19 protein-coding genes and 1 pseudogene are annotated in these 20108 nt (G+C 69.0%); 9 read left to right on the top strand and 11 right to left on the bottom strand.

All coding sequences use genetic code 11. From position 1 onward, the window contains the following. Positions 1 to 384 precede the first annotated feature (384 nt). Positions 385 to 3363 (top strand): hypothetical protein, encoded by a 2979-nt coding sequence (locus tag IEY95_RS48270; protein WP_189192705.1) that lies wholly within the window; start codon positions 385 to 387, stop codon positions 3361 to 3363. On the opposite strand, the gene IEY95_RS50055 is transcribed toward IEY95_RS48270, so the two are convergent. Both IEY95_RS50055 and IEY95_RS50050 read right to left on the bottom strand, forming a co-directional pair. Continuing rightward, the gene (locus IEY95_RS50055; RefSeq protein ID WP_229703874.1) at positions 3283 to 3600 is read right to left on the bottom strand and encodes a hypothetical protein; all 318 of its coding nucleotides are present in this window, start codon (positions 3598 to 3600) and stop codon (positions 3283 to 3285) included. The genes IEY95_RS48270 and IEY95_RS50055 overlap by 81 nt on opposite strands. A gap of 142 nt (positions 3601 to 3742) precedes the next feature. Continuing rightward, positions 3743 to 4105 (bottom strand): NAD(P)H-binding protein, encoded by a 363-nt coding sequence (locus IEY95_RS50050; protein WP_229703873.1) that lies wholly within the window; start codon positions 4103 to 4105, stop codon positions 3743 to 3745. Between the two features lie 11 nt (positions 4106 to 4116). Between IEY95_RS50050 and IEY95_RS48260 the strand changes: the two genes are divergently transcribed. Together IEY95_RS48260 and IEY95_RS48255 are read left to right on the top strand one after the other, a co-directional pair. After that, positions 4117 to 4317, top strand: a complete 201-nt coding sequence (locus IEY95_RS48260) for a hypothetical protein (RefSeq protein ID WP_189192704.1) — start codon at positions 4117 to 4119, stop codon at positions 4315 to 4317. A 204-nt stretch (positions 4318 to 4521) separates the two neighbouring features. Next, on the top strand, positions 4522 to 5010 hold the full coding sequence (locus IEY95_RS48255) for a GNAT family N-acetyltransferase (RefSeq protein ID WP_189192703.1): 489 nt from the start codon (positions 4522 to 4524) through the stop codon (positions 5008 to 5010). 315 nt (positions 5011 to 5325) lie between these two features. Here the strand turns inward: IEY95_RS48255 and IEY95_RS48250 are convergent, their stop codons facing one another. The 5 genes from IEY95_RS48250 to IEY95_RS48235 all read right to left on the bottom strand — a co-directional run bounded on the left by IEY95_RS48250 (position 5326) and on the right by IEY95_RS48235 (position 13225). Further along, complete coding sequence (locus tag IEY95_RS48250) at positions 5326 to 5730, bottom strand: hypothetical protein (RefSeq protein ID WP_373294698.1); 405 nt, start codon at positions 5728 to 5730, stop codon at positions 5326 to 5328. A gap of 30 nt (positions 5731 to 5760) precedes the next feature. Then, positions 5761 to 6984, bottom strand: a complete 1224-nt coding sequence (locus IEY95_RS48245; protein WP_189192702.1) for a metallophosphoesterase — start codon at positions 6982 to 6984, stop codon at positions 5761 to 5763. Positions 6985 to 7264: 280 nt separating this feature from the next. After that, complete coding sequence (locus IEY95_RS48240; protein WP_229703872.1) at positions 7265 to 8029, bottom strand: hypothetical protein; 765 nt, start codon at positions 8027 to 8029, stop codon at positions 7265 to 7267. Positions 8030 to 8151: 122 nt separating this feature from the next. Continuing rightward, complete coding sequence (locus IEY95_RS50045; protein WP_229703871.1) at positions 8152 to 9519, bottom strand: CHAT domain-containing protein; 1368 nt, start codon at positions 9517 to 9519, stop codon at positions 8152 to 8154. A 4-nt stretch (positions 9520 to 9523) separates the two neighbouring features. Then, complete coding sequence (locus IEY95_RS48235) at positions 9524 to 13225, bottom strand: nucleotide-binding protein (protein WP_189192700.1); 3702 nt, start codon at positions 13223 to 13225, stop codon at positions 9524 to 9526. A 207-nt stretch (positions 13226 to 13432) separates the two neighbouring features. Here IEY95_RS48235 and IEY95_RS48230 point away from each other — a divergent pair, with 207 nt between their 5' ends. The 5 genes from IEY95_RS48230 to IEY95_RS48215 all read left to right on the top strand — a co-directional run bounded on the left by IEY95_RS48230 (position 13433) and on the right by IEY95_RS48215 (position 17321). After that, entirely contained in the window at positions 13433 to 14116 is a 684-nt protein-coding gene (locus IEY95_RS48230) for a hypothetical protein (protein WP_189192699.1), read from the top strand. Positions 14117 to 14187: 71 nt separating this feature from the next. Then, positions 14188 to 14430: a site-specific integrase gene (locus IEY95_RS50040; protein ID WP_229703870.1), complete on the top strand. Its 243-nt coding sequence runs from the start codon at positions 14188 to 14190 to the stop codon at positions 14428 to 14430. A 24-nt stretch (positions 14431 to 14454) separates the two neighbouring features. Further along, on the top strand, positions 14455 to 14682 hold the full coding sequence (locus IEY95_RS50035) for a tyrosine-type recombinase/integrase (RefSeq protein ID WP_229703869.1): 228 nt from the start codon (positions 14455 to 14457) through the stop codon (positions 14680 to 14682). A 466-nt stretch (positions 14683 to 15148) separates the two neighbouring features. After that, a complete protein-coding gene (gene pcaDC, locus IEY95_RS48220) occupies positions 15149 to 16450 on the top strand; it encodes a bifunctional 3-oxoadipate enol-lactonase/4-carboxymuconolactone decarboxylase PcaDC (RefSeq protein ID WP_189192698.1) in 1302 nt (433 codons plus the stop codon). A gap of 235 nt (positions 16451 to 16685) precedes the next feature. Further along, entirely contained in the window at positions 16686 to 17321 is a 636-nt protein-coding gene (locus tag IEY95_RS48215; RefSeq protein WP_189192697.1) for an MBL fold metallo-hydrolase, read from the top strand. 98 nt (positions 17322 to 17419) lie between these two features. Here the strand turns inward: IEY95_RS48215 and IEY95_RS48210 are convergent, their stop codons facing one another. Further along, the gene (locus tag IEY95_RS48210) at positions 17420 to 17992 is read right to left on the bottom strand and encodes an isochorismatase family protein (protein WP_189192696.1); all 573 of its coding nucleotides are present in this window, start codon (positions 17990 to 17992) and stop codon (positions 17420 to 17422) included. Between the two features lie 86 nt (positions 17993 to 18078). Next, complete coding sequence (locus IEY95_RS48205) at positions 18079 to 18537, bottom strand: MarR family winged helix-turn-helix transcriptional regulator (RefSeq protein WP_189192695.1); 459 nt, start codon at positions 18535 to 18537, stop codon at positions 18079 to 18081. A gap of 111 nt (positions 18538 to 18648) precedes the next feature. Here IEY95_RS48205 and IEY95_RS48200 point away from each other — a divergent pair, with 111 nt between their 5' ends. Beyond that, on the top strand, positions 18649 to 19428 hold the full coding sequence (locus tag IEY95_RS48200; protein ID WP_189192694.1) for an exodeoxyribonuclease III: 780 nt from the start codon (positions 18649 to 18651) through the stop codon (positions 19426 to 19428). A 174-nt stretch (positions 19429 to 19602) separates the two neighbouring features. Here the strand turns inward: IEY95_RS48200 and fdxA are convergent, their stop codons facing one another. Beyond that, positions 19603 to 19923: a ferredoxin gene (gene fdxA / locus IEY95_RS48195; protein WP_189192693.1), complete on the bottom strand. Its 321-nt coding sequence runs from the start codon at positions 19921 to 19923 to the stop codon at positions 19603 to 19605. Beyond that, positions 19892 to 20108, bottom strand: a pseudogene (locus IEY95_RS48190) (hypothetical protein); the annotation flags it as partial. The gene fdxA and the pseudogene IEY95_RS48190, both read right to left, overlap by 32 nt.

The following is a 20108-nucleotide window of genomic DNA, read 5'->3' as shown; positions in this document are numbered from 1 at the left end:
GTCCAGCACTGCCGTCCAGGACGTGCGCCCCGTCTCCAGCGCGGCGACGAAGGAGTAGGGCCAGCCAGGGATGAACTGTGCCTTCACGCGACGTTGCTCGACACCTCGAAGCGTGAAGAACGGCCGTCCTGCTGTCCCAGGAACGAACCAAGATCAGCGGGTCAGGTGAACGGCCGAGGTTAAACACCAAGCTTAGGTGTTGAGCAGCCATCAGCCGGGCTGTCGGTGTTGAAGGTGGGTGCCGAGATGGAAGTTCACATGCGCAGGTCTCCATGGGCTCAATGCGGAGTTCGGCGTGTTCAACTGGCTGGCACACGAGGGCTATCAGGGCCGTCCGATCGTGGAGCTGATTCCATTGTCAGTGGCGGAATACATCATGACCGCATGACGACGAACCCGCAGCACGATCCCCCCGAGCCGATTCCCGCAGCCGACTCGGGGGAAGAGGACGTGGAGCAACTCTGGGAAGAGATCGATGCTGGTCACAGGCTTGTGGATCCACCTCCAGATCTTCCTCCGCCGCTCACGGTGACAGCCCCGCTGCTCCTTCAGGTAGAGCAGTTGTCCTGGGAGAGCCTCGAGCATCTGATCGTGGCGCTGGCCCGTGAAGTTGAGGGTGCGGTCCGGTCCAGGTTGTACGGCAGGAACGGGCAGAAGCAGCACGGCATCGATGTCGTGGGGTACTTCGACGATGGCAGCCTGACCGTCTATCAGGCCAAGCGCTGGCAGAGTTTCACCGCCGATGCCCTCTCAGATGCGGTTCGGATGTATGTCGAAGGAACCCGCCCCTTCGACGCCACTCGCTTCGTGCTGGTCACGACTGCCTATACCGGTGACACTGCGGTGGAGGATCGGCTCCATCAACTGCGTACGGACTATCACCCGCTCGACATTGAACTCTGGGGCCGGCAGCAGCTCTCGGACCTGCTCTTCCCACAACGTGCCTTGGTTGACCGCTTCTTCGGGCGGGCGACGGCAGAGGGGTTCTGCGTAGACGGTCCGGATTCCGCCGCGCAGCACACCCATACCGTGGTGGGCTCCCCGATCCGGGACTTCACCGATCCGTTCGCTCTGGAGGTGCACCGTGTCATCGAGGCCGAAGAGAGGGAACCCGGTGACCGGCTGCCCCCGCTGCCGGCCTACATCAGCCGGGAACACGACATGCGGGTGGGCCAGCTCGTCGCACGGGCCACCGCCGAACAGAGCGCTCTAGCCGTACTTGTTGGCGACTCCTCCACGGGCAAGACACGAGCATGCTGGGAGGCTATCCAGGCGCTACCGGGCGACTGGCGACTCTGGTATCCGATTGCTCCAAGCCCAGCGGAGGCACTCCTAAATGGCGTGCTGTCCGTCGGGCCGCGGACGGTGGTCTGGCTCGATGAAATCGAGCCCTACCTGGCGTCGCCTCAGCTGGGCGAGCAGGCGGCCGCGGCGTTGAGGGAGCTACTCAAGAATCCCACCCGGGGCCCGGTCGTGGTCTTGGGAACAGCCTGGCCGGAGCACTGGGAAAGGCTTACCCTGCCGCCCGCTTCGGGCGCACCGGATGGGCACCGAGAAGCCCGCCTGCTGCTTGCCGGCCACAGTGTTCTCGTCCCCCGTTCGTTCGATGAGCCAGCTCTGCTGGAAGCGCGCAGAGCAGCACACGAAGACCGGCGGTTGGCAGAGGCACTTCACCGAGTCGGCGACGGACGGATTGTCCAGTACCTCTCTGCGGCTTTCGCTCTCATGGAGCGCTATACGACTGCCCCGGCCCCCGCGCAGGCCGTGATCCATGCAGCAATGGATGCCCGCCGGATCGGATGCAGTGGAGCACTGCCCCGTACGCTGTTGGAACTGGCTGCCGTCGGCTATCTCACCGATGACGAATGGTCTGCCCTGAGGGAGGGTTGGTTCGACCAAACCCTCTCCGTGCTTCAACAGCCCTGCCGCGGTGCGACCAGTCCTCTCAGCCTGGTGCGCCCCCGTCCCGGTCAGGCAGTTCACGCGGAACCCCATTTTCGTCTTGCCGACTATCTCGATCACCATGGACGGTCGAGTCGGGCGACCGGGCCTGGTGCGGCTTCGCTCTGGAGTGCGCTTCCCGAACATGCAGAGATGAATGATCTTGTCGGGCTGACCTGGGAAGCCCGAAACCGCGGTCTCTTTCGATACTCGTTCCAGCTCCATCTGCGTGCCGACGCCGCGGGCATCGAAGGCACTGCCTGGCTCGCGGGCGATCTGATGGAACGAGCCGAGCAGCACCAGGAGGCCTTGCGCTGGTATCAGCGCGCAGTCGAGTCTAGGGACGAGGACGCCTATGCGAACCTGGTCGAGCTGTCGGAGGCTTTCGGCCAGAAGGATGAAGTAGTCGACCAGCTGACACGACTGGCCGAAGCCAAAGATGAGCTCGCGCTCTCCTGGGTCGTCGACCTGACAGCGGACTCGCGCAGTACGGATGAGACAATCTCGTGGCTCGGCGGACTCGCCGACCGCGGTGACGCCGCTGCCGCCCGCGAAGCCGGTGAGAAGCTTCAGCAGCACGGCCGCCTAGCAGAGGCACTTGAGTTCTACCGGCGAGCAGCACTTTCTGGCGACGCACTCGCGATCCGGCAGTCCGTAGGCATGGTGTGGAACACCGATGGTCCTGATAGGGCCCTTGCTTGGCTGAACGAGCTGGCTCAAGAGGGCGCCACCGATCTGATGGTCACGGCCAACACACTTGCTCAGGCAGGTCGTTCGGCCGAGGCGCTCTCGGCCTTCAAGCGTGCGGCCGACGCTGGCCACGACATGGCCTTCGGTGCCGGAGCCGAACTGGCCGTGAAATGTGAAGGACTCGAGCAAGCTGCAACGTGGTTGGAGCCATTCGCGACGGCCGGCCGGCCATTCGCCTCGGCCGCATATCTCGAAATCCTTATGGAGGCAGAGCGTTCTGACGACGCGCTGCGCTGGTGTCTGGAGCCCGAGAGGCGTGTGGACATGGCAGTGCTTCACACGGCCGCGGAGCTGCTGGTCGAGTCGGGGCGCGAGGATGAGGCGCTACGTTGGCTGGGCTCCTTGGCTGAGCAAGGACATGCCTTCGCCCTCTGGCGCATGGCAGGGCTTTCTGAACAGCTCGGGCGAGTTGACGAGGCAGTGTCGCGCGCGAAGAAACTCGCCAAACAAGGCCACACATCGGCGCTCCATCTCACGGCATTCCTCACTGCGCGACAAGCCAGCGGCGAGGAGGCGATTTCCTGGTACAGGAAGGCAATCCTGGCGGGAGAACCGTTTGCTATCGCCGAGATGGTGGATCTATTGAAGGAACTAGGGCGTCACGACGAAGGCGATCGCTTGCGCAAATATGGTTTGGAAGCTGATGGGCAGATCGCGAGCGGCGCGGGCTGACCAACTGCTGGCGTCGCCTGGGAGCGCACTGCTAGCGCGATCTGCGGCGTCGCTGATGCCCGCCAGGCGGCCCTCCTGCTGGTCGATAGTCACAGCCTCGAAATGCTTGAGCTTGGCGGTGTCGTCCGCGAGACCGATCAGTTCGAGGAAGGTCGTCACGGTGACGTGCTCGAACGGCAGGTCCTTGTCGAGTACACGGCTGACCTCGGCTGCGAGCTCCTCGTGGCTGTACTCCATCGGACCGGTGAGGGTGTAGGTCTGCCCGCCGTGCTGTTCGGGGTTGGCGAAGATCTTGGCGGCGGTCAGTGCGATGTCGCGGCGGCGATCGGGGCGAAGCGGCTGTCGGCGTTGAACGGCATGGCGTAGCGGCCGTAGCGGATCAGGCCGGAGATGAGAGCAGCCACTGCATGAAGAAGGTGATTCGCAGGCTCGTGGTGGGGATGCCCGACCAGTCGAAGATCTGCTCGGAGAGCCAGTGGCTCTGCGTCGCCTTGCTGCGTGCGTGGGAGCGGGACTGGATGTGCGACATGTTCACGATGAGCTCGAGGTTCTGCTCCTTGGCAGCCTGAGCGAACATGACTGCGGCCTCCACCAGGCCGTCGCCGACCGGATAGTTGAAGTAGGCGCGCTGGACGCCCTCCATGGCTGCCCGGACGTCGCGGAAGTTGAGCAGGTCGCCAAAGACGACCTCGGCGCCCTTGTCGCGGAGTCGCTGGGCGCGCTCGTCGTCCGTGCGGACCATGGCGCGAACGTGTGCTGCAGGCCACCCGCATCACCCTGTGTCTGCTGGCCCAGCGAATCGGGCAGCTCACCAAGCAGATCCAGGACTTGGAAGGCCGCCTGGCCCGGCTCGCGGAACGCCACGCCCCGCAGCTGCTTCCTGTGGTGGGCATCGGCCCGGACACGGCCGTCACTTTGCTGCGTGGCGGCGACCGGCAGTGTGATAGCGGGTGACGGCGAGGCCCGCCAGAAACCGGTCCGACGGGTACCTCCCCGCGGAGCCGTGAGACGCCGAAGCCGCACCGGAGTGCTCCGGCGCGGCTTCGGTGTGAGATCGGTTGCGCGCGCATGAGTGGTTCCCGGGAGCGGTGCAGGAACGCCTGCCCGAGCAGCCGACCCGCCGCAGGAAGGCACTCCCCGGTGCGAAATACTCTCCCGATGGGTTCACGCACTTCTCCGATCAGCCAGCCGATCACGATACGGAGGGCAGTCGCGCGGGATGCCAAACGGCTCACGCGGCTCGTGCGTGGCTCAGGCGCCTACGAGGGTAAGTACGCAGCCGCAGTGGCGGGCTACCGGGTCGGTCCTGATTACATCGAAGCCCACCGCGCCTTCGTAGCCATCGGTGCCGACGATCATGGAGGCCGGGTCATCGGGTTCTACTCGCTCGTCCTCGCTCCACCGGAGCTCGACCTGCTGTTCGTTGCCGACGAAGCGCAAGGACGTGGTATTGGACGGCTGCTCGTTGCGCACATGCAGTCCGAGGCCCGTGCCGCCGGGCTCGACCGTGTCAAGGTCGTGTCGCATCTTCCCGCCGAGGACTTCTACCACCGCGTTGGTGCGGTGCGGACCGGGACCGCACTCGCGAATCCGCCCGTCGTGCCGTGGGACCGTCCCAAATTCGAGTTTCGCATTCCTTCGGAATGACGCGGTGTGCCGGTTCGCAGGGCACCGGCTTCGCCTGCATGGTGGCCGGCATGCAGGAGCCGCTGGACGCCGAGCGCTCCGTGTGTGCCGTCGTCTCTGCCCTGGCGGGGGAATCGCCTGCTCCAGCGGCCTCTCCCGGCGACTCCCTCGCCTCCGGCGCTCCCAGGGCCATCGAAATCGCGTACACCTCGGCTCGCTCCACACACGATCGAGGTCGGCCGCGTAATACGTAGTTCACACAACCCTGATCTGTGAGACGAAGTGGCCACAGTCCACCGTCAGCGCTGTAGGGGTGGTGCCTTGCCAGTGCAGCCATCAGCGCAAGTGGAAGTAGTCACAGCCCTTGCCCCATGGAGCTTGGCCGACCGGCGTCGGTGCGGCCCGTGGTGGAGCGGATCGGCGGGAGGCTTCGGACAGGGGCGTCAGAGCCTGACTGTCGTGGGTGTTGGCCAGGTCCGACTCGGCGTTCGGGTCGTCGTAGGCGTCGACGATGGCGATGGTCCTGCCGGAGCCGCCGGCGGAGGCGGCGGAGGTCAGGCCGTAGGCCGACTGCAGGTCGCTGGGGCCGTAGCCGGTGGGGGAGTCCGCGGCGGCGTTCGGCCGGACGGTCTGGGGGGCGATGCCCTTCTTCGCCGCCTGCTCTTCCTGGAAGGCGGTGGTGACGCGCAGGGCGTTGCAGGATGCGTAGCCCTTCTGCGGGGTGCCGGCGCACTGCAGCATCTCCAGGCTGAACCGCCGGCCCGTCCAGCGCTACGGCGTGGGGGGACGCTGCGGGGAGCGGAGTACGAGCAGGGTGATCTCGCTCGGGGCGAAGACGCGGAAGGGCGGGCCCCAGAAGCCGGTGCCGCGGCTGGTGTAGAGGAGGGTGCGGGTGCCGTGGCGGCTGAGGCCGGCGAGGGCGGGCTGGTCGATGCGGACCAGGTGGTGGAAGGGCCAGATCTGGCCGCCGTGGGTGTGGCCGGAGAGCTGGAGGTCGACGCCGCCGGCTGCCGCCCGGTCGACGAACTTGGGCTGGTGGGCCAGGAGCAGGACGGGGTGGTCGGGGTCGGTGCCGTGCAGGGCTCCGGCGAGGTGGGCGCCGTGGCCGGCGAGACCGGAGGACTCGGCCGTGACGTCATCCACGCCGGCGACCACGAGGATGTCGCCACCGCGTTCGAGCAGCAGATGGCGGTTGCGCAGCGGCTCCCAGCCCAGCTCGTCCATCAGGTCGACCCAGCCCTGGGCCTCGCTGTAGTACTCGTGGTTGCCGGTGACGTAGACCCGGGCCCGGGTGGCCTGCACGGTGCCGAGTGGGGCGGCCTGGGCGCGGCGGCGTTCGGCCGTGCCGTCCGCGATGTCTCCGGTGTGGCAGACCAGGTCGGCCTTCAGCGTGTTGACCGTCTCGCAGACCCGCGCCGACCAGCGGGCGCGGTCGAGCGGGCCGTAGTGGGTGTCGGTGATGAGGACGACGCGCGTGCCGTCCAACCCAGCCCCCAGACGCGGAAGTTGCACGTCGAGGCGGCGTACCCGTGGTACCCGGCGGGCCTCGGCGTACCCCCAGGCGAGCAGCACGGCGGCTGCGCCGAGGACCGCCCAGGTGACGATCCGGGCCCGGTCCTGGCCGTCGCCGACGCCACTCACGGTCAGGGCGAGCCGCAGCAGGACGCCGAGCAGAACGGACCAGGTGAACAGGACCCAGATGGTGCCCAGCAGGGTGTCCCCGACGATCGCCGCCCAGTCCTGCTGGCGTCGGCCGTGTCCGCGCACCATCGCGAGCGGCATGCCGATCAGGCCGAGGGCGAACAGGGCGGTGCCGGCGAGCGTGACAGGGAGCGGCCAGTGCTGGCCGGTGTGCAGCAGCAGCAGCCAGCAGGGCACGGCCCACAGCAGGACGGGGGCGATCAGGGGGAGGTAGCGCATCAGGCGGTGCAGTCGGCTCCGCTGAGTCTCGTGCGCTGCACTGTCGGCGGATCGGGTTTCGCTGGTGTCGGTCACGCTTCCCCTCCTCAATCATCCAGGCTGCCGTCGCGCGCACTGTATCCGGCCGTCCCGGTCCGGTCGGACGGACGGGGTGCTCAGCTGGAAATGCTCGGCGACCTCATGGGCGGGAACCTCGGTGCGGACGTGCCCCCGGGTGGCGCGGTAATTTTGAGGCGAACGCCCCGCGTCTAAGGAAGCGCGACTTGGTCCGCGGCCAGCTGTCAGGTGATGGGCATCAAGTGCGTCGGACACTGAGCGAGCCGTGTCTGCCCCCTGCGTCATGTCCGTCGCGCAGTCAGCGAGACAGTGCCGCCAGGCTCAGCAGCAGATGGGCCGACTCGGGGTGGTCGAAGTCGGAGTGGGCTCCGGCGGGAGCCAGGCGGGTACGGGCGCTGCCGCGGAACCGCACGCTGGCATCCACGTTGACGAGTCGGTGATCCAGTGTCGAGAGCCGGTACGGCTCGTGCACCGGCAACAGCCGTGTATGGAACTGGGGGACCGGTGCCGCGCCGGCCCCCGAGTGACCGATGCCGGCGGAGCCCTCCGCGCGCAGATGCCAGAAACCGGTGGCCCGGTCCCAGCGGGAGTGAGTCAGCACCAGCGGTCCGCGCAACGGAGCGCCGGACTTTGCGCCCGACGGGAACAGGGACGGGAAAAGACGGTCGAACGCGTCGCGGGGTGCGGCCATCTGGAAGATGACCATGCTGTCCACGCTGAAGGGGCGTCCGGGCGTCGCGCGCGCACTCCACCCCAGGACGCGCGGCGCGTCCGGCCTCGCCGCCCACTGCACCGCCTCGCACAGGAAACGGCCGCCGAACGAGTGGCCCATGAGATGGAGGTATTGGCCGTTGCGGTTGGCGAGTACCGGGGGAGCCGTCGGGTCGGGGCGCTGCGCGTCGAGGTAGCCCAGAAGGTGGGCGAGAACGTGGGGCGCGTGGCCCTGAGCGGGTGCGCTCATTGCATGGGCGCGGTCGCGGATACGACGGTAGCCGCCGAGCGAGGGCAAGCTGGACGACGGCCAGCGCACGGTCACGACCGCCGGCCGGTACCCTCGGGCCAACTGCGGATAGTGGTCCGGATGAGCGGCGTGCAGTTCCCGGGCCCGCGTGAGCAGGGCGGTCGCGCGACGTTGCGCGGTGGATGGCGCGGTCTGCCAGCCGTGTACATAGACGTAGAGGTCCGTTACTCGGTCAGGGGTGCGGACGTGCTCGGCAAGATGGTCGGCGATCCGGTGGCCTGGGACGGTATGACGGCCGTCGGCAGAGCGGAGCCGTCCCCGTTCGTCGAGGTCAACGGTGATGAGGTGCACGGTCGGATCTCCAGGAGGCTGTCGATGCCGCAGTACAGAAGATAGGCCAGGGCGAGCGGGTTGTGCAGGTCGTCGAGGAAGTGGCGGACCAGGGCGCGGCAGATCTCTCCCGCGGTCTGCGACCCCGTCAGATACCTGTCGAGGAAGGCGTGCGCGTACTCCGAGGCGAAGATCTGGGGGATCTCGATCTGCGGGCCCAGCACCCCGGTTGCACCGTGCTTGATGAAGCCCTTGCCGAGGTACTCCAGCTCGGCCGTCGCCGCCGGCACCCCCGCGTGGCAGGCGTTGAGCAGGACGAACGGGCGGAACACCGACTCCTGCGCGGTACTGAGTTCCTCGCGGTGCTCGTGGACCCGATCCGCGTCGATGACCTTGTCGTCCGAGAGACGGACCCCCATGGTGCGGTGAGCGCCGTACTCGTTGAAGGCGCCGTGGCACCAGAAGTACATCAGGTCCTCGTCGAACTCCGCGTCCGCCAGCGACTTGAGCAGCTCGTCCGAGTGGGTGCGAACGGTCAACTGGGAGCGCTTGCACAGTAGTTCGGCTACCTCTTCCGAGCGGCCGATGCCGTCGAGCGCCGTGTCGGTGTTGAGGCTGGTGACCGGGAGGGACCGGACGGCGGGGGAGTAGACGGGTGCGTACGACGCCCCGGTCTGATCGATCTCGTGCCGGTAGCCGAGGAACGAGGGCGTGGCCGAGTCCTCGGTCCGCACAGCGAGCATCGGCCACGGCAGGGACAGGTCGGGGGAGTCGAAGCTGATGCGTAGGCCCTCCCGGCGCAGCTCGCCGAGCAGGAACTCACGGAACCACACCAGATCGCTGTCCGTCCCCGCGAGGATCCGCTTCAGTGTGCGGTCCCCGCTCTTGGCCAGTTCCTCGATCATCGGGACGACCGTGCTCCGGGACGGCCTGAGGTCATGCGTGGCGGCGAAGGGAAACGGCGGCCCGTACGGCATCCCTTCGGCGTCCCTGGGCTGGTGGCGGACGAAATCGTGCCACTGACCGCGCAGCCGGTCGGCCTGATCACGGATGACGGTGGCGGAGACCTGGAGACCGGCCCGATGGTGACCCGTGCGCGGGGCGCGCTTGCCGTGTGGGACAGCGATCATCTCGACACGGTCTTCTGACTTGACAGACAGGATGACGGACAGATCGATCGGTTGCTGTCCATGGTCCTCGGGCCATTGGGTGAGGTCACCCGAAGGGTTGTGGACGACCTCGGTGCTCAGCACGTGGTTCATGGGTTCACGGCCTCCCGAGCGGTTCCGGGACCGCGACCGGGAGGGTCGTCTCGACGACCTGCAGCACCTTGCCGTACTCGGGGTCGTACACCCTGAAGCGCAGTCGGTGCTCGCCTGCCTCCCAGGCGGTGAAGGTGAACTGCGCGGGCCGTGCGTCGTCCGTCGCATAGGAGACCGCGGAGGGTTCCAGCGTCGCGGAGGACCGGGACGTGGCGACCACGAGGACGGATACCGGCGCCGTCCTGTCCATGTCCGTGTCCCGCGGGTCGGTGACGGCCAGCGTGAACTCGATCGTGGTGGGTGTCCCGATGCGTACGACGCCGTCGGCCACGGTCAGCCGGGCCCGCCGCGGAGGCCGGGGCGTGCGCGCAGATCTGCCTGGCGACGCGGGCGGGGGAAGAGCGGCGGCACCGCCGGGAGGCTCGAGGCTGCGGGGCGGTGCCGCCGCGGCGGGTTCTGCGGGTGGTTCGGGGGTGTCGGGCTCCGCGGACGGCTCGGGTTCTACGACCGCGTTGGGCGGTTCCGTCGGCTCCTTGGGTTGCGCTGTCCCCGGCCTCGTCGCACCCGTCCGCTCGCCCTGCCTCCCCGCGTCCCCAGACGCACGAGGGAAGCCCTCCGCGACCAGGGTGGCCAGCTCGGCGTACGCCCGCCGGGTTTCGGCCCGCAACTGGGCCAGGTCGAGTTCGGCGCCGGTGGCGAGGTGCTCGTCGAAGGGGATCGTGACGACGCCTCGGCAGCGTGCCGCGAAGTGCTCGATGATGCGGTCGGTCCTGACCAGCGTGGCGCCGGGGTGCACGGCGGAGAGGACCACGAGGGTGCGCTGGGCCAACTCGGCGTGGCCGTGGTGGGAGAGCCAGTCCAGGGTCACGTCGGCGACCGCCGCGCCGTCGACGCTCGCGGTGGCGACCACCACCAACTGGTCGGTGAGCGCCAGCACCCCGCGCATGGCTTCCTGCATCAGGCCCGTGCCGGAGTCGGTGACGATGATCGGGTAGGCGCGGCTCAGGGCGTCGACGACCCGGTGGTACTGCTGGGCGCCGAACGGGGTGGACAGCGCGGGCGAGACGTCGTGGGCGAGGATTTCCAGACCGTTGGGGCCGGTCTCGGTGAACCTGCGGATGTCGTCGTGGCCGTCCAGTTCGGGGAGGGCGGCGAGCAGATCCAGAATCGTGGAGTCGGTCTCCCGGCGCACCCGATGGCCGAGCGTGCCGCCTTCGGGGGAGGCGTCGACAGCGATCACCGGGTCGTCGCGCAGGCCGGCCAGGGTCGCGCCGAGCGCGGCCGCCGTGGTGGTCTTGCCCGTTCCGCCCTTCAGGCTGATCACCGAGACGCGGTGACATCCGGCGATCGGGGAGCCGAGCTCCGCGAGGGACCGGGGTCCGCTGCCGGCCGGTCTACTGCGTCGGGTCAGCCGGCGGCGCAGCCGGGAGGACCACGGCGGTTCCAGCAGCAGCTGCTGGGCGGAGAGCGCGGACCCCTCCGACGGCCGGGCCCCGCCGTCGGTTGCCGGACGGGACCAGAGGTCCGGTTCGAGCTGATCGGCCCGCGGACACGTGGCCATGGGACCGCGGGCCGCCGCGGCCACGTCGGCCGCCTTGTTCCGCCACTCGGTCAGTTGGTCGCGGGTCTCCAGAACGGCCGGGTGGTTCGCCTCGAACGCCCGCACCATGTCGTCGAGGAGTTCGGCGTACGCCGTCGCAGCGCCCGCGGCATCGCCGGCCCTGCCCCGCCAGAGCGCGATGTTGTGGCGGGTCAGGAGCGTGTCGGGGTGGGTAGGACCGAGCACGGGCAGCCGGTCGGCCAGCAGGTCGGTGTACGCCATCGCCGCTCTGGCCGGATCGCCCGCGACTCCCTGCCAGCGCGCGAGGTTGTCCCGGATGATGAACACATCAGGGTTGTCGTGGCCGAGGACCCGCTCCAGGTCGTGGAGGAGGTCACGGTAGGCGGTGACGGCGCCGTCCGCGTCCTGCGAGGCGCCGCACACCCGTGCCTGGTACCCGCGGGCGGCCAGGGTGTCCGGGTGGTCTGGGCCGAAACGCTGGTCCAGCCGGGTGTGCAGCCAGTCCCAGCGGATACGGGCTCCCCGGATGAGCCCGGCGTTGATGAGGTTGCGGCCCACGTGGAAGAGCACCGGATGGCAGTGGGGCCGCCACAGGGCCTCCCCGGCGTGCCTGGTCAGGATGTCCGTGCCCGACCGCAGCGCCCGGCACAGGACGGACTGCGGCTGGTCGGACGCCGGACGCCACACCGCCCGTAAGGCATCGGCGGCACTCAGGGTCAGGCCGTCCCACGCCTCGACGGGCACCGCCCGCCGCACGGCCATCTGCACCAAGGTGCTCAGCCGTACGGTTGGGTACGCGGTGTCGCTGTCGTGCTCCACCAGGCGCAGGCGGTGCAGGACGTCGAGGGTGTCCAGAACGTCCCGGGCCTCGACGACAAGGGGCGCCTCCGCAGCCTGCCGCCCGCGTCGGCGCGCGAGATGGCGTAGCGCGGGACGACTGGTGAGCACCGTGACCGGGACGCCGTGCGGATCGAGTACGGCGGCCAGTTCGAGCAGGGGGCGGGCCAGGCCGGCGCACTGCCGGTCGGCCGTCTCGACCGCCACCCACCAGCCGGCGATGACCGCGTTGCGGGTGGGCCCGACCCCGTCGGGACCGGCCAGCCGGGCGAGACGGCCGCGGTAGGCGGCGCAGGCCAGTCCGGAATGTGCCATGCAGGCGGCCGCCGTCGACAGCGCCAGCGGGTTCTGCCGTAGATCGGCGGCGAGCGCCGCGACGTCGACGGGATCGTCCCGGTGGCCGTGGCTGAGGAGTTCACGTGTCAGCTGGTCGACCGCCTCGTCGGCGAGGTACGGACCGATCTCGACGTATCCGCTGCCGTCCGGCAGGGAGGTGGCGCGCCGGGCGGTGACCAGGACCCGGCCGTTCGGCCGTGCCGGCGGCCACAGACCGTGCAGGTGGGCGGTGTCCGGCACCCCGTCGAGCACCACCAGCCAGCGCCGGTCGGTCCAGCTCAGCCAGGAGCGGAACGCCTCCGCGGAGCGTTCCGGCTGGCCGGGGTCGTGGTCGGTGGTGGCCGCGGCGGCGTCGGCGTAGCCGCAGACGAGTGCGTCTCCGCTCCCAGCGGTCACCCACACCACCAGGTCGGCCGAGCCGTCCCGCAGGGCACGCCGGGCGATGTGCGCGGCAAGCTGTGTCTTGCCCGTTCCCGGGGGACCGGCGAGCACCTGGATTGCCGACGGCCCGTCGAGCAGGGCGGCCTCGGCACGGTGGCGGAACTGCGCCGCCTCGGCCGGGATCCGCCCCACCAGTGCGGCGGGCTCGCCCGTGCCGCCGTCGGACGAGACTGCGCCGGTCGTCGCGGGCACAGCCACGGTGGCGTACGTGCTCCGGCACAGCTGCGCCAAGTGGATTAGCTGCGCCGCGAGTTCGGCCCGTTCGACGCCCGCGGACTCCTCCAGCAGCAGTTCGAACCGCGTCTGCAGGGCAGTCTCCACCCTGATGCGCAGTTCGGGGCCGTACGACTGGCGTAAGGCGGCTTCGCTCAGGTCCAGGCGCTTCAGATGCTCCTGCTCGGCCTGGTAGTCGCCCCTGGAGAGGAAGCGCGCTGCCCAGCTGCGCACGAACGGCCACCGCTCGGTGGTGGCCGCCTCGGCGACGGCGGCACCGGCTGCTGTCGCCGCGGAGAGGGAGGCGTCGTCCAGCATTCAGCGAATCCCGCCCTTCGCGCCTCTCCCACGGCCAACGCTGCTTCCATAGAAGCACAACCGACCCGACTACGCCCCTATGCCGCCCGGCACTGTCGTCAACGGGGCTCTCAATTCACCGACGGCCGAAGGCTGTTGTTTGCAATGCACCAACGGGCCTAGGACGACGGCGTCTTCGGCCCAGTCCCCGATGCCCTGGCTCGCGGGGTGAGTCCCGTCGAGCGTTCCTCGGGCAGTCGGCAGTACCGCCGGCTCAACGAGGAAGCCGCCTACGAGAAGGCGAACCAGAGCTGGGGGAGGGTGTCGGGCGAGAGGGACACAGCCCTCCGGGCCCGCGACGAGGCCCGAGCCGTGCTCGACGAACCGGCCGCCGCCGGTGCCCAGGCCCACTTCCCCGCCCTCGAACAGCGCCTGGTGGACGCTCGCCTCATGTGCCGTATCGCGCAGGAATGCGCCCGGGCCGAGACCCGGCTGCGCGAGGAGGTGACGGCGCACAAGAACCGCTGGGCCAGGGAACGGAACCGCCTCCCCCAGTCGATCGCCTCTCAGATGGGCGCCTTCCGCAGCAATTACCCCACCGAGACCAACGAACTCGACGACTCCGTCGCCTCCGCCCACGGCTACCGCGACCTGCACCAGCGGCTCGTCGCCGACGACTTGCCGCGCTTCCAGGACCAGTTCCGCACCTACCTGAAGACCAATGCGATCCGCGAAATCGCTGAATTCCATGCCCAGTTGACCATCTGGGCCGATGAGATCGGCGAACGCATCAACACCATCAACGAGTCTGCAGCGCGCAACATAGACCACGATCGCCGGTCAGCCAAACCGGCGATCGTCGCGACCATTGAGCAGGTCCGCATTTGGCTGTACTTGGCGGTGGAGCCGTAGCAGCGCTTCTTCTTTCGCTGATGGGGCTTCGTCCAGCTGAAGTCTGCGGCCTCCGGTGGGAAGACGTTGACTTGGAGAACGCCACGATCGTCATTGCCAACACGCGCACGATGATGGGCAACCGGTACGTGGTGGAGAAGGACACCAAGTCTCTTGCGGGTGAGCGGGATCTGCCGCTGCCAGTGCTGGTGCTGGGAGCCCTCAAGGCATTCCGGGCTCTCCAAGCCGAGGAGAGGCTCGCTCTTGGGGAGGCATACACGGTGTCGGGCTACGTGCTGGCGCACGAGGCGGGCGACGCCTTCACGATCAAGTAACTCCGCCGACGCGCGTACCGGCTTATGGAGCTTCTCGGGCTCCGTCGCGTCAGGCTCTACGACGCACGCTCGTCGTGCTTCACCTTCCTGGCCAACAACGGTGTCCCGGACCACATCCTCGCGCGATGGGCCGGACATACGAACGTAAAGACGACCAAGCGGTGGTACGTCAAGCCGGATGTAGAAGATCTTCGCGGAGCCGCCACCACTTGGGATGGCCTGCACGTGGGTGCGGCGGAGGGGCAAGAGTGAGCCACGCGGACTATCAGCCGAGCGACTTGCGAGCCGTATGGCCAGCAGGATTGGGGCGAGGTGGATGCGGAGTCCGCTTGCTGGTTTTGGACCGGCGGCTGTAACTGAGAGCATCCGGCTACGGCCAAGCCTTCTACCAAGCGTTCACCGTGTGGTGTTCAAGCTGCTGTTGGGCGGGATTCCGGAAGGTTTCCTGGTGAGTGACGCCGAGCCTCGTCCGTGCCACCACACTCGATGCTGCAACCCGAACCGCCTGGAGGCCGTGATCAAAGAGGAAAGCGTTGCTCGTAGCGACTGAAGGAGGGCACGCGCCCGGAGGGCCCACTGCCGACACGGCCACGAGTACATGCCGGAGAACGTATACCTGGGCTCTCGTCGGCAGGTCGGGCAGTGCCGGAGCGGGGCAAGGCCCGCTATGTCCACCCCGGCGATGTGACATCTCGTGACAGATGAGAGGGTCGGGCGAGTGAGTGAGACACCGAAGAGCACCCTGCAATACCGCTTCGACGGGCCAGAAGACGCTCCTGTCCTGATCCTGGGTCCCTCGCTGGGTACCACATGGCACATGTGGGACAGACAGGTTCCGGAGCTCGCGAAGCACTGGCGGGTCTTCCGGTTCGACCTGCCGGGACACGGCGGGGCGCCCGCGTATCCGGGGGGCTCGGTCGCCGAACTCGCCGGACGGCTGCTCGCCACGCTCGACCAGCTCGGCGTGCAGCGGTTCGGGTACGCGGGGTGCGCGTTCGGCGGTGCGCTCGGGATCGAGCTGGCGCTGCGCCACCCGGAGCGGCTCGCCTCGCTCGCGCTGATCGCCGCCTCGCCGCGGTTCGGTACGGCCGACGAGTTCCGCCAGCGCGGGGTGATCGTGCGCAGCAACGGGCTGGACCCGATCGCGCGTATGTCGCCCGAGCGCTGGTTCACGGGCGGGTTCGCGGCGGCCCAGCCCGCGATCACCGAGTGGGCCGTGCAGATGGTGCGTACCACCGACCCCGGCTGCTACATCGCGGCCTGCGAAGCGCTCGCCGCCTTCGACGTGCGCGCCGAGCTGGGCCGGATCGGCGTCCCGACGCTCGTCCTCGTCGGCTCCGACGACCAGGTCACCGGGCCCGCCGAGGCACGCACGCTGGTCGCCGGGATACCGGACGCCCGGCTCGCCGTCGTGCCGGGAGCCTCGCACCTGGTCCCCGTGGAGCAGCCCGCCGCCGTCACGGACCTGCTCGTACGGCACTTCTCCACCGCCTGGCAGCCCGCCTTCGGCTCGACCACCGGCCAGATGGCGATCCCGGCGGCCCCGGTGAAGCCGGCCCTTGCCGCGCCCCCGTCGGTCGCGCCCCTCGCCGAGATCGCCCCGGCCGCCATCCAGCCCGAGGTCATGGGGATGGGGCGCCCCGATCCGTACGACACCGGGATCAAGGTGCGCCGTGAGGTGCTGGGGGACGCGCACGTCGACCGGGCGCTGGCCTCGGCGGACGAATTCTCCGGGGACTTCCAGGAGTTCATCACCCGGTACGCGTGGGGCGAGATCTGGGACCGTCCCGGGCTCGACCGGCGCTCGCGCAGCTGTGTCACGCTGACCGCGCTGGTCGCGGGCGGCCACCTGGAGGAGCTGGCCTTCCACATCCGGGCGGCCCTGCGCAACGGTCTCACCCCGGTCGAGATCAAGGAGGTGCTCCTCCAGGCGGCCGTCTACTGCGGCGTACCGGCCGCCAACAGCGCGTTCAAGGTGGCGCAGCAGGTCATCCGGGAGGAGACCACGCCGCAGGAGTGATCTTCAGACGGGCAGTAGGAGCACTAGGGGGCTTCTGATGGATCTCCGCGGCGTCGCGACGCCCGGCACGCACTCTCGCCGCACCGGACAAAAGCCCTAGTAGCTCCGCTACGAGGACTTCCGCCCGGCACGCCGAGAGCACGCACCGAACGCCGCTCCTTCTTCCACGGAGATCCATCAGAAACCCCCTAGTCTCAGCCGCCCTTCGCGGCGTCGCCCGGGGCAGGATGGACCCATGAAGCTCACGAAGAAGTCGCACGCGTGCATCCGCCTGGAGAAGGACGGCCAGACGCTCGTCATCGACCCTGGCACCTTCAGCGAGGAGGACGCCGCGGTCGGTGCGGACGCCATCCTGGTCACCCACGAGCACCTCGACCACTTCAACGAGGAGCGGCTGCGGGCGGGCATGGAGTCCAACCCGGCGGCCGAGATCTGGACCCTGAGGTCGGTCGCGGAGAAGATCTCCGCCGCCTTCCCGGGGCGCGTGCACATCGTCGGCCACGGCGACACGTTCACCGCCGCGGGCTTCGACGTCCAGGTGCACGGTGAACTGCACGCCGTGATCCACCCGGACATCCCGCGCATCACCAATGTCGGCTATCTCGTCGACGGCGGCCGCGTCTTCCACCCCGGCGACGCCCTTACCGTCCCCGACCAGCCCGTGGAGACGCTGATGCTCCCGGTCATGGCCCCGTGGAACAAGATCGCCGAGGTCATCGAGTACGTCCGCGAGGTCAAACCGCAGCGCGCGTACGACATCCATGACGCCCTGCTCACCGACCTCGCCCGGCCGATCTACGACAACCAGATCGGAGCGCTCGGCGGCGCCGAACACCTGCGGCTCGCGCCGGGGGCCTCGGCCGAGGTCTGAGCGTCGGCCCTTCGGCAGCATCAACCCTCCGGCAGCGCCGGTCCTTCGGCACCAGCCTTCCGCCGGCTCCGGTCCTTCGGCATCACCCCCCAGCGGCGTCAGGCCTTCAGCAGAGTCAGCACCTGGTCCGTCGTCGCCGTCTCCGCGATCCGCGGGAAGATCTTGCCGAAGCTGTGCGTGTGCGAGTCGGCGTCCAGGTCGGTGGTCGCGTCCTCCACCACCGTGAGGTGGTAGCTGTGCTCGAAGGCCGAACGGGCCGTGGACTCCACGCCGATGGACGTCGAGATCCCGGCGAGCACGATCTGGGTGACGCCACGGCGGCGCAGCTGGAGATCCAGTTCGGTGCCGGTGAAGGCGCCCCAGTGCCGCTTGGTGATCACGATGTCGTCGCCGAGCGGACCGAGCTCGTCCGGGAACTCGGCGAACTCCGCGGACGGCGCGGCGGCCGGGCCGGGTTGGTCCGCCCGCCCCGCCGGCAGGTCGCCGCCGTCCGGGGACCAGGCGACCCGCACCCGTACGACGGGCAGCCCCTGCGCACGGAACGTCTCGGCCAGCCGGGTCGCGTTCTTGAGGACCGCCTCGGAGGGGTGGACGGTGGGCAGGGCGAGGATGCCCTTCTGGAGGTCGATGAGAACCAGGGCGGAGCGCTCGTCGAGGGCGGTGGCGGGCATGGTCGTACTCCTTGTGGCGCGTAAGGAAAGGCGGGAGCGGCTCTTGGGGGAGGCAAGGGGCGGTCCCTTGGGGGAAAGGCAGTCGGTCAGGTCTCGCCCAGTCGTCTGAGGAGCTCGACGGACTCGGCCAGTGCGTGCTGCTCGGCCGGGGTCAGTCGCTCGGCCATGAGCCGGACCATCGCGTCCTCGCGAAGCTCTCCGCGCTGTCGCAGTCGGTTCCGGCCCTTCTCGGTGAGCGCGATGAGCACCTGGCGGCCGTCCGTGGGGTGCGGCCGGCGCTCCACCAGGCCCTCGGTCTGCAGGGCGTTCACCGTGGCCAGCATCGACTGCGGGCGGACCAGCTCGGCCCTGGCCAGGGCCGCGGGAGCCGCCGGGCCCTCCCGGTCGAGCCGTTTCAGCAGTGACGACTGCGAGAGGGAGAGACCGTGATCGGCGGCCTCGACACGGATCTTGCGCAGCAGCCGGTCCAGAGCGGACCGCAGTTCCTGTGCGGCCCGCCCCAGTTCCTCGCGGCTCAGCGGGGCGCGGTCCTCGGGCGACGACATATCGACAGGCTAACTGTCAAACAGGCGAACTTACAAGTTTGCCTGTCGAAATCGGGCCCTCCTGTGGCACTGCCGGGCCCGTTGTCGTACCCGCCCGGTAGGTTGTGAGTCATGCGCATTGCCACCTGGAACGTGAACTCGATCACCGCCCGTCTCCCGAGGCTGCTGGCCTGGCTGGAGAGCAGCGGCACCGATGTGCTCTGCCTCCAGGAGGCCAAGGTCGCGGCCGAGCAGTTCCCCTCCGACCAGCTGCGCGAGCTGGGCTACGAGACGGCCGTGCACGCGACGGGGCGGTGGAACGGCGTCGCGGTGATCTCCCGAGTCGGCCTGGAAGACGTGGTCAAGGGCCTGCCCGGCGACCCCGGCTACGAAGGTGTTGAGGAGCCCCGCGCCATCTCCGCGACCTGCGGCCCGGCCCGCGTCTGGTCGGTGTACGTGCCGAATGGACGCGAGGTGGACCACCCTCACTACGCGTACAAGCTCCAGTGGTTCGAGGCCCTCAAGGCCGCGGTCGCGGGCGACGCGGCGGGCAGCCGGCCGTTCGCGGTGCTGGGGGACTACAACGTGGCGCCGACGGACGACGACGTCTGGGACATCTCCCTCTTCGACGGCGCCACACACGTCACCCCGGCCGAGCGCGCAGCTCTCGCCGACCTGCGAGGGGCGGGCCTCGCGGACGTGGTCCCGCGTCCCCTCAAGTACGACCACCCCTTCACATACTGGGACTACCGCCAGCTCGGCTTCCCCAAGAACCGCGGTATGCGCATCGACCTCGTCTATGGGAACGAGGCGTTCTCGAAGGCGGTCAAGGACGCGTACGTGGATCGCGAGGAGCGCAAGGGCAAGGGCGCATCGGACCACGCGCCGGTCGTGGTGGACCTGGACGTCTAGCCGGTAGCGGTGAACCTGGACGTCCAGTCGGTAGCGGTGAACCTGGACGTCCAGTCGGTAGCGGTGAACCTGGACGTCCAGTCGGTTGCAGTGAACCTGGACGTCCAGTCGGCGTGGTGGACCTGGACGTCCAACTGGTCCTGGTGGAGCCGGACGTCCAGGCGACCGGCGACGTCACGCCGTCGGCAGGGGCGCCCCGGCGACCACCGGGTGGTCGCGCTCGACCGGCCCCAGCTGGGACGCGCCGCCCGGCGAACCGAGCTCCGCGAAGAACTCGGCGTCCGCGTTGCGGAAGTCCGCCCACTCCTCCGGGGTGTCGTCCTCGAAGAAGATGGCCTCGACCGGGCACACGGGTTCGCAGGCTCCGCAGTCCACGCACTCGTCCGGATTGATGTACATCTTGCGGGGGCCTTCGTAGATGCAGTCGACCGGGCATTCGTCGACGCAGGCCTTGTCCTTCAGATCAACGCAGGGCTGCGCGATGACGTACGTCATGGGCGTTCTCCACGGTCCAGGTGTCGTTGCCGGTCAGGAGGGCGGCGAGGTCGCCCTTGCCGTTCTGCTCGACGGCGGTGTCGAGCTGGTCGGCCATGAGCGCGTCGTAGGCCGGGCGCTCCACGGAGCGGAGCACTCCGATGGGGGTGTGGTGGAGGGTGTCGGGGTCGGCGAGCCTGCTGAGC

It is taken from the genome of Streptomyces albiflavescens (assembly GCF_014645835.1).
Lineage (GTDB): Bacteria > Actinomycetota > Actinomycetes > Streptomycetales > Streptomycetaceae > Streptomyces > Streptomyces albiflavescens.
This window is presented reverse-complemented; position numbering and strand designations above follow the sequence as displayed.

Coding starts and splice junctions, on each gene's coding strand:
- IEY95_RS48255 (WP_189192703.1), top strand. CDS start 4,522: ATGGGTTCACGCACTTCTCCGATCAGCCAGCCGATCACGATACGGAGG.
- fdxA (WP_189192693.1), bottom strand. CDS start 19,923: ATGACGTACGTCATCGCGCAGCCCTGCGTTGATCTGAAGGACAAGGCC.
- IEY95_RS50035 (WP_229703869.1), top strand. CDS start 14,455: ATGGAGCTTCTCGGGCTCCGTCGCGTCAGGCTCTACGACGCACGCTCG.
- IEY95_RS48250 (WP_373294698.1), bottom strand. CDS start 5,730: ATGCTGCAGTGCGCCGGCACCCCGCAGAAGGGCTACGCATCCTGCAAC.
- IEY95_RS48200 (WP_189192694.1), top strand. CDS start 18,649: ATGCGCATTGCCACCTGGAACGTGAACTCGATCACCGCCCGTCTCCCG.
- IEY95_RS48205 (WP_189192695.1), bottom strand. CDS start 18,537: ATGTCGTCGCCCGAGGACCGCGCCCCGCTGAGCCGCGAGGAACTGGGG.
- IEY95_RS48215 (WP_189192697.1), top strand. CDS start 16,686: ATGAAGCTCACGAAGAAGTCGCACGCGTGCATCCGCCTGGAGAAGGAC.
- IEY95_RS48210 (WP_189192696.1), bottom strand. CDS start 17,992: ATGCCCGCCACCGCCCTCGACGAGCGCTCCGCCCTGGTTCTCATCGAC.
- IEY95_RS48235 (WP_189192700.1), bottom strand. CDS start 13,225: ATGCTGGACGACGCCTCCCTCTCCGCGGCGACAGCAGCCGGTGCCGCC.
- IEY95_RS50055 (WP_229703874.1), bottom strand. CDS start 3,600: ATGGAGTACAGCCACGAGGAGCTCGCAGCCGAGGTCAGCCGTGTACTC.
- IEY95_RS48270 (WP_189192705.1), top strand. CDS start 385: ATGACGACGAACCCGCAGCACGATCCCCCCGAGCCGATTCCCGCAGCC.
- IEY95_RS50050 (WP_229703873.1), bottom strand. CDS start 4,105: ATGGTCCGCACGGACGACGAGCGCGCCCAGCGACTCCGCGACAAGGGC.
- IEY95_RS50045 (WP_229703871.1), bottom strand. CDS start 9,519: ATGAACCACGTGCTGAGCACCGAGGTCGTCCACAACCCTTCGGGTGAC.